Origin of the sequence: Streptomyces phaeochromogenes (genome assembly GCF_001418655.1) — a bacterium.
GTDB classification, from domain to species: Bacteria; Actinomycetota; Actinomycetes; order Streptomycetales; family Streptomycetaceae; genus Streptomyces; species Streptomyces phaeochromogenes.
In genome coordinates, this window is the sequence record NZ_LIQZ01000153.1 from 33,166 (window position 1) to 42,606 (window position 9,441).

4 protein-coding genes are annotated in these 9,441 nt (G+C 73.3%); all 4 read left to right on the forward strand.

What is annotated here, in order from left to right; genetic code table 11:
- Positions 1-27: 27 nt before the first annotated feature.
- Positions 28-1,005, forward strand: a complete 978-nt coding sequence (locus AOK17_RS21040) for an ACP S-malonyltransferase (protein ID WP_206190796.1) — start codon at positions 28-30, stop codon at positions 1,003-1,005.
- Positions 1,002-2,621, forward strand: a complete 1,620-nt coding sequence (locus tag AOK17_RS21045; protein ID WP_055614066.1) for an AMP-binding protein — start codon at positions 1,002-1,004, stop codon at positions 2,619-2,621. Before AOK17_RS21040 ends, AOK17_RS21045 begins: the two co-directional genes overlap by 4 nt.
- Before the next feature lie 66 nt (positions 2,622-2,687).
- A complete protein-coding gene (locus AOK17_RS21050) occupies positions 2,688-3,446 on the forward strand; it encodes a thioesterase II family protein (RefSeq protein ID WP_055614067.1) in 759 nt (252 codons plus the stop codon).
- Positions 3,447-3,564: 118 nt separating this feature from the next.
- The coding region (locus AOK17_RS53585) for a type I polyketide synthase (protein ID WP_157881367.1) at positions 3,565-9,441 on the forward strand (5,877 nt) is incomplete at its 3' end.

A 9,441-nucleotide genomic window follows, 5' to 3' on the forward strand; every position in this document is an offset into this window, starting at 1 on the left:
GCGCAGCGCAACGGAGGGTGAGTGGATATGCAGGGTGATTCCCGTACGGGTGCCCGGTCGGGCTCAGCGGTGGTGTTCCCCGGTATGGGGGCGTCGTCCTTCGCGGACGTGGGCAGGTTCATGGTGGTCAATCCGTTCGCCCGCCGCCGGGCGGCGATCGCCGGGGAGGTCCTGGGCTACTCCCTGATCGACCGGTACCGCGACTCCGAGCACGACTACACCGAGGCGGCGCAGGTGGCGTTCCTGGCCAACTGCCTGGCGCTGGCCGAGTGGGCCGAGGCGGAGCTCGGCATGGCGCCGCAGTTGTGCGCGGGGCCGAGCTTCGGCGGCAAGACCGCCGCCGCGTACGTCGGCTGTCTGCCGTTCTCCGAGGCCGTGCTGATGACCGCCCGGCTCGCCCGCTGCCAGGAGGAGTACTTCGCCTCCGAGCACCGCGACGTGGTGACGCTCTCGTTCGTCCGCACCCCGCGCGCGGGGCTGGACGAGGTGCTGGGCGAGTTGGACGAGCGCAACGAGTGGCACGACATGGCCTGTTACATCGACGACGACTTCCACATGGTGTCGCTGCGCGAAGCGGCCCTGGAGTGGTTCAAGGGCCGGATCCGTGCCCTCGGGGGCATGTCGCTGTACACGATGCGCCCGCCCCTGCACTCCGACGCGTTCGGCGCGCTGCGCCGCAAGGCCGAGGACGAGGTGCTCGGCAGGCTGCCGTTCGCCGATCCCCGCCTGCCGGTGGTCTCGGACCACGACGGCACGCTGCTGCACACCGGCGACGAGGTCAGGACGCTGCTGCTGGACGGCATCGTCCGGCCGCTCCGCTGGCCCACCGTGGTGGACGCACTGCTCGGCCGGGGTGTGGGCACGGTCCATGTCGCCGGTCCGGACAACCTGTTCGGGCGGGTCAGGCGCACCACCGCCCACTTCGAGGTCGTACGGGTCAATCCGCGGCTGGCGCTCCAGCCGCGGCGGCCGGCCGCGGTCAGGGCGGGAGGGGACGGACGATGACCGGGGCGACTTCCCAGGCCTCGCTCGGTGCCTACGGCGCTGCCCTGCACGCCCGTTTCCTGCGCGGTCTGGCCGTCGCCCCGCGCCGGGCGGCGGTTCGCGGCCCCGGCTGGTCCCTCAGCTACGAGGCGCTCCACGAGCGGGCTCTGACGTGGGCGGGCGCACTGTTGCGGGCGGCGGGACACCGGCCTGCCGCGATCGGCGTGCTGGCCACCAAGGGCCCGCACGCCTATGCCGGGGTGCTGGCGGCGCTGTACGCGGGCGCCGCCGTCGTGCCGCTGAGCACCGACTTCCCCGCCGCCCGGACCCGGCACATGCTGGAGGCGGCCGGGGTGTCCGCGGTGATCGCGGACGCCGCGGGCCGCGCCCTGCTCACCGGGGCACCCGGTCCCGCCCCGGGCATCCCGGTGCTGGCCCCCGACGAGGTATCGGCCGGCTCGGTGCCGGTCGACGCGGCGCACGCACTGGGCGAGCCGCTGCCGGCCGACGCCGGGGACACGGCCTATGTGCTGTTCACCTCCGGCTCCACCGGGCGCCCCAAGGGGGTACGGATCTCGCACGGCAGCACGGACCACTACTTCCAAGTCCTCGACGCGCGCTACGACTTCGGCCCGGAGGACGTCTTCTCCCAGACCTTCGACCTGAACTTCGACTGCGCCATGTTCGACCTGTTCTGCGCGTGGGGCGCCGGCGCCACCGTTCAGCAGCTGCCGGCCGCCGCCTTCCGCGACGTACCGGCGTTCGCGGCCGAGGCGGGACTGACCGTGTGGTTCTCCACCCCGAGCGCCATCTCGCTGGTCCGCCGCACGGCCGGTCTGGGCGCCGGGGCGCTGCCGGGCCTGCGCTGGAGCATCTTCGCCGGGGAGGCGCTGAAGTGCGCCGACGCCGCCGACTGGCAGCGCGCCGCGCCCACTTCGACCGTGGAGAACCTGTACGGCCCCACCGAGCTGACGATCACGATATGCGGCTACGAGTGGTCACCGGAGACCTCCGAGGACCTGGCCGTGCACGGCATCGTCCCGATCGGCGCCGTACACAAGGGACATGACCATCTGCTGGTCGACGCGGACTGCGAGCCGGTGTCCGGCGAGGGCGAACTCATCATCACCGGCCCGCAGATGACCGCCGGCTATCTGGACCCGGCCGACCACCAGGGGCGGTTCGTGACGCACGACGGGCGCACCTGGTATCGCACCGGCGACCGTGTCCGCGAGGTCGCCGAGGGTGTCCTGGCCTATGTGGACCGGCTGGACGCCCAGGTCCAGGTGCAGGGCTGGCGCGTGGAGCCGGCCGAGATCGACCAGGCGCTGTGCGCGTGTGCCGGTGTCGAGGAGGCCGTCACCGTGGCCGTGCCCGCGGCCGGCGGCGACCTGGAGCTGGTCGCCTTCTACACCGGCCGTCCGACGCCTGCGAGCCGGCTGGCACGGGCACTGCGCGGCGCCCTGCCCGAGCGGCTGATTCCGCGCCGCTACACGCACCTGGCCGCGTTCCCCCTCAACGCCAACCGCAAGATCGACCGGGGCGCGCTGCGGGCCAGGGCAGCCGGGCCGCCCGGCCGGACGGAACCGGCCGCCGTCCCCGCACGGGTGCCCCGGCCTGCGCCTAGGGGGCAGTAGGGGTGGGGGTGCCCGGCCGGTGCGGTGACCATGACGACGACCACAGGCCCGTCAGGAGGCGAACCCATGCCGGACACGGCACTTGAAGGCAGCACCACCTGGATCCGGCGGTTCCACCCGGCACCCGGTGCCGGGGCCCGGGTGGTGTGCTTTCCGCACGCGGGCGGCTCCGCGAGCTTCTACCGCCCGGTGTCGACGGCACTGCGTCCCGGCATCGAGGTCCTCACCGTGCAGTACCCGGGTCGCCAGGACCGGCGCGCCGAGCGGCCGTTCACCGACCTGCGGACGCTGGCCGACCGGACCTTCGACGCGCTGGAGCCCTGGCTCGACTCCCCGCTGGCGCTCTTCGGGCACAGCATGGGCGCCCTGATCGCGTACGAGATCGCCCTGCGGATGGAACGCGAGTCGCGCCCGCCGACCGTGCTGATCGCCTCCGGGCGGCGCGCTCCTTCGCTCGGCGGCAGCGAGAACGTGCACCGGCGCGACGACGACGGGATCGTCGCCGAGATCAAGCGGCTCAGCGGCACCGACGCACGGCTGCTCGACGACCCGGAGATGCTGCGCGCCGTACTGCCCGCGGTACGCGCCGACTACCAGGCCGTGGAGACGTACACGGGCGATCCCGGGGCGGCTCTGTCCTGCCCGGTCGAGGTCTTCGCGGGCGACAACGACTCCCAGGTGACCGCCGAACAGGCGCGCGCCTGGCACCGGCACGCGGCCGGGAATTTCACCGTCCGGTGGTTCTCCGGCGGGCATTTCTATCTCACGGAACAACCGGCCGCGGTCATCGAACGCCTCGGCGAGACCGTGCGGTCGTACAGCTGAATCCGGCACATCGCTTTCACCCGGAGGGATTTCCCATTCCCTCCGGGAGATCCGTCGGTGCCACGAGTCCGCGGAATCTGCGGAATCCGTGGAATTCCTGGAATGGTGGAGTACGCGAATGAGCGAGACCCCAGAGTCCCAAGACGTCGTCGGCGGCGGGGCGGCACTGCTCCGGCGGCTCGCGGGTCTGCCCGCCGGGGCGCGCCGGGCGCTGCTCCTCGACCTGGTGTGCGCGCAGACCGCCGCGGTGCTGGAGGCCGTCCGCCAGGAGGCGCCGGGGACCGTACGCGTGGACGCGGGTCTGCCGTTCCAGGAGCAGGGATTCGACTCGCTGGCCGCCGTGGATCTGCACGCCCGGCTGGCCGACGCCACCGGGCTGGACCTTCCGGTGACCCTGGTCTTCGATCACCCGACGCCCGGTGTGCTGGCCCGCCGCCTGGAGGACCTGGCGCTCGGCGGTCCCGCGCGGGCCGGGGACGCCGAGGGCGCCGAACCGGTACGCGATCCGGTGCCGTCCGACGATCCGATCGCGATCGTCGCGATGAGCTGCCGCTTCCCGGGCGGCGCGGACACCCCGGCCGGGCTGTGGCGGCTGATCGCCGAAGGCCGCCATGTTCTTTCGCCGCTGCCCACGGACCGCGGCTGGGACACCGAGGGGCTCTACGATCCCGATCCGGGCAAGCCGGGCACCAGCTATGTGCGGCACGCCGCCTTCCTGGAGGGGGCCGGGGAGTTCGACGCCGACTTCTTCGGCATCAGCCCGCGCGAGGCGACCGCCATGGACCCCCAGCAGCGGCTGGTCCTGGAGCTGTGCTGGGAGGCCCTGGAGCGGGCCGGGCTGGACCCGCACTCGCTGCGCGGCAGCAGGTCGGGCGTGTTCGTCGGCGCCGAACCGCAGGAGTACGGGGTCCGCCTGCACGAGGCACCCGACGGGCTCGACGGCTATCTGCTGACCGGCACCGCGCCCAGCGTCGTCTCCGGCCGGGCCGCCTACGCGCTGGGCCTGGAGGGCCCGACGCTCACCGTGGACACGGCATGCTCCGGTTCGCTGGTGGCGATGCACCTGGCCTGCCAGTCGCTGCGGGCCGGCGAGTGCGAACTCGCCCTGGCAGGCGGGGTGGCGATCATCGGCAGCCCCGGGGTGTTCACCGCCTTCAGCCGCCAGCGCGGCCTGGCCGCCGACGGCCGCTGCAAGCCGTTCGCGGCGGCGGCCGACGGCACGGGGTGGGGCGAGGGCGGCGGCGTGGTGCTGCTGGAGCGGCTCTCCGACGCGCGGCGCAACGGCCACCAGGTGCTGGCCGTCATCCGGGGTTCCGCGATCAACCAGGACGGTGCCTCCAACGGCCTGACCGCCCCCAACGGGCCCGCCCAACAGCGGGTGATCCGCCAGGCCCTGGCCACTGCGGGACTCACCGCGGCCGACGTGGACGCGGTGGAGGCACACGGCACCGGCACCACCCTCGGCGACCCGATCGAGGCCCAGGCGCTGCTCGCCACCTACGGCCAGGGCCGCCCGGACGGCCGGCCGCTGTGGCTCGGGTCCGTCAAGTCGAACATCGGTCACACCCAGGCCGCGGCCGGGATCGCCGGGGTCATCAAGATGCTGATGGCCATGCGGCACGGCACGCTGCCCCGGACGCTGCACGTCGACGCGCCGACCCCGCATGTGGACTGGTCCGCCGGATCGGTGGAACTGCTCACCGATGAACGGGCCTGGCAGGCCGACGACCGCCCGCGCCGGGCGGGCGTCTCCTCGTTCGGCATCAGCGGCACCAACGCCCACGTCATCATCGAGCAGGCCGAGGAACCCGCACCGCGACGGGGGCCGCAGGAGCAGCGGTCGCCGTCTGCGGTTCCGGCGGCGGTTCCAGCGGCGGTTCCGACAGTCGTTCCGGAAGTTGTTCCAACAGTCGTTCCGGCGGTTGTTCCGGCGGTTGTTCCGGCGGTTGTTCCGGCGGTGCCGCTGGTCGTGTCGGCCAGGAGCCGGGGGGCGTTGCGCGCGCAGGCCGCGCGTCTGCACGCCCATCTGTCCGGGCACGACACGGATCTGACGGCTGCCGGGTACGAACTGGCCACCAGGGCCGCCATGGAGCACCGCGCGGTGCTGCTGGTCGACGACCGCGATCACGCACTGCGCGCCCTGTCCGCGCTGTCGGACCTGTCGGACCTGTCTGCGCTGTCCAACCCTTCTGATCCATCTCACCTGTCCGTCGGCGAGGGCGACTCCCCCGGGCTGTTCACCGGCGCTCCCGGGGGCGGCCGGACGGCGTTCCTGTTCTCCGGCCAGGGCAGCCAATGGCCCGGCATGGGCAGGGAGTTGTACGCGGCGTTCCCCGTCTTCGCCGAGGCGCTGGACGAGGCCGCGGGACATCTCGACCTTCAGCTCGACCGCCCGCTGTACGAGGTGATGTGGCCCGCCGGAACCGCCGACGCCGGGCTGCTGGAACGGACCGGCTACGCCCAGCCCGCGCTGTTCGCCTTCGAGGTCGCGCTCAGCCGGCTGCTCCGGTCATGGGGCGTGACACCGGACTTCGTGGCCGGCCACTCGGTCGGCGAGCTGGCCGCCGCCCATGTGGCGGGCGTACTGACCCTGGAGGACGCCGCCTTCCTCGTGGGCGCGCGGGCCCGGCTGATGCAGGCGCTGCCCGAGGGCGGCACCATGGCCGCGGTACGGGCGCCCGAGGAGCGCGTACGTACGCTGATCGGCGACCGGACGGACGTCGCCGTGGCCGCTGTCAACGGCCCCGAGTCGGTGGTCGTCTCCGGCACGCGCGACGCGGTAACCGCGATCACCGCACAGCTCGGCAGGGCGACCCCGCTCCGCGTCTCGCACGCCTTCCACTCCCCGTTGATGGAGCCGATGCTGGCCGAGTTCCGGCAGGCCGCCGAACTGCTCGGCTACGCACCCCCGTTGATACCCGTGATCTCCAACCTGACGGGCGCCCCGGCCGACGCCGATCAGCTGTGCTCGCCGGAGTACTGGGTACGTCATGTCCGCGAGGCCGTCCGGTTCGGCGACGGGTTGGCGGCGTTGCGGGACGCCGGGGCGGACACGTACGTGGAGGTGGGGCCGGGCGGCACACTGGCCGCGCTGGCCGAGCAGTATCCGACCCAGCAGCATTCGACCGGCCCGGCGCTGAGCACGCCCACACTGCGCCGCGACCGGCCCGAACCCGCCGAGCTGCTGCGGACGCTGGCGCGGCTGCACACGCACGGCAGGACCGTCGACTGGCTGCCCGCTTTCGCCGACCGCCCGGCGGAACGGGCCGAGTTGCCGACCTACGCCTTCCAGCGGCGCCACTACTGGCTCCAGGTTCCCACTCCCCCCGGCGACGCGGCCGGGTTCGGCCAGGCGCCCGCCGACCACCCGCTGCTGGGCGCGGCACTGCCGCTGCCCGGCTCCGACGGGCTGGTGCTCACCGGCCGGCTGTCGTCCACCGCCCATCCGTGGCTGGCGGACCACGTCATCCTCGGCACCGTCCTGCTGTCCGGCACCGCCTTCGTCGAACTGGCCGCGTACGCCGGGGAACGGACCCACTGCCCGCGCGTCGACGAGCTGGCCCTCCAGGCGCCACTGGCCGTGCCCGAACGCGGCGGCATCAGCCTCCAGGTCGTGGTGAACGGCCCCGACGAAACGGGCCGCCGAACCGTGGAGATGTACTCCCGCCCGGCGGACGCCCCCGAGGACGTCTCCTGGACGTTGCACGCCACTGGCTTGCTTTCCCCCGACAGGGGGGCCGACAGCGGACCCGAGGACGAAGTTGGGGACCGGTTCAGGGCTAGGGACGGGGATGAGGACGGTGATGCCGCCTGGCCGCCGGCCGACGCCGTCCCTCTCGACGTCTCCTCCCTCTACACAGACCTGGCCGCTCAGGGTTACGTGTACGGCCCGGCGTTCCAGGGCGTGCGGGCGGCATGGCGGCACCAGGACAGTGTGCTGGCCGAGGTCGCCCTGGACCCGGAGGCGGCGGCCGAAGCCACGTCCTTCGGCCTGCACCCCGCTCTGCTCGACGCCGTCCTGCACGGTGCCGGCTTCCTCGGCGGCGACACCCTGCCCGCCGACGAACAGGCCACCATCCCCTTCGCCTGGTCGGGTGTACGCCTCCACGCACGCGGCGCTGCCACCGTGCGGGCGCGGATCAGCGTGACGGGCGGGCAACCGGGCTCCGGCGCCGTGTCGTTGGAGATCACCGATCTGACAGGCGCGCCCGTCGCCTCGGTCGCCTCCCTGGTGTCCCGGCCGATCACCGCCGACCAAGTCCAGGCCGACGGCCCTGGCGGCCCCGGCGGCAACCCTGTCTACGCCGTCGACTGGCAGCGGTTGGCAGCGGCCGAAACACCGTCCGCCCCGCCCGGCCGCTGGGCCGTGGTGTGCGACGCGGCCGAACTGACCGCCCTCACCGACACGGACGGCACAGCCACAGCACCCAGGACGATCATCGCCGACTGCACCCCCGCCGAGGACGGCGAGATGCCGCACCGGCTGCGCATGGCCACCTCGACCACCCTCGCGCTGCTCCAGACCTGGCTCGCAGAGGAGCGGCCGACCGCCTCCCGCCTGATCCTGTCGACCGCGGGGGCCGTCGCCCTCCCTCGCGGTGCCACGGACGTAGACCCGGCGGCGGCTGCCGTATGGGGCCTGGTCCGCTCCGCCCAGGCCGAACACCCGGGGCGTTTCCTGCTCGTGGACGACGCCCCCGGCGCGCACACCCCGCCGGAACGTCTGGCCGCCGCGGCTCTGGCCTGCGGCGAACCGGAGATCGCGGTCCGCGACAACAGCACCTGGATTCCGCGCGCCGCGCGCCTCCCGGCCCCCGAGACCGACGCCACGCCCTCGTCACCCTCCTCCCCCTGGAATCCGGACGGCACGGTGTTGGTGACGGGTGGTACGGGTGGTCTGGGGGCGTTGGTGGCCCGGCATCTGGTGGTCGGTCACGGTGTACGGCGTCTGCTGCTGGCCAGTCGTCGGGGTATGGCGGCTGCGGGTGCGGGCGAGTTGGTGGCGGAGCTGTCGGAACTGGGTGCGGCGGTGGTGCGGGTCGAGGCGTGCGATGTGGCCGACCGTGGCGCGCTGGCGGGGCTGTTGGCCGGTATCGATCCGGTTCATCGGCTGACCGGTGTGGTGCACGCGGCCGGGGTCCTGGATGACGCTCTGCTGGCAGATCTGACCCCGGACCGGCTGGAGACCGTGCTGCGGCCGAAGGCGGACGCGGCGTGGCATCTGCACGAACTGACCCGGGAGATGGGCCTGTCGACGTTCGTACTGTTCTCCTCTTCGGCCGGTCTGCTGGACGCCCCGGGCCAGGCCAACTACGCGGCGGCAAACACATTCCTGGACGCTCTGGCCCAACTCCGGCAGAGTCTGGGCCTTCCGGCGCAGTCCCATGTGTGGGGCCTGTGGGCGGGCGACGGGGGCATGGGAGCCGGGCTCGGCGCTGTCGGCCTCCAGCGGATCGCGCGCCAGGGCCTGGCACCGCTGTCCCCCAGCGAGAGCCTCGCCCTGTTCGACCGTGCGCTGGCCACCGCCGACACGGCCGTCGCACTGACGCTGCGGATCGACCGGGCAGCGGTTCGCGCCCGCGCCGACGGCGTTCCCCCACTGCTGCGGGGCCTGGTCCGCGCACCGCTGCGGACCGCCGCCACCACGACCGGGGCGCAGGGCTCGGCCACGGCCGGACTGCCGTTCGCGCGACGGCTCACCGAGTTCACCGAACCTGAGCGCGACCGGTTCGTCCTCGACCTGGTCTGTAGTCGCATAGCCGCCGTCCTCGGCCACGACAGCGCCGGATCCATAGACCCGGACCGGTCGTTCCAGGACCTCGGGTTCGACTCCCTGGCTGCCGTCGAACTACGCAACCTGCTCTCCACCGCGACCGGCCTGCAACTACCCGCCACCCTGGTCTTCGACCACCCCACCTCCCGCGCACTGGCCGCCCTCATCACGAACACAGCCCTCGGCACCGTGCCCACGACGACCGCGGCTCCGGTGGGGGTG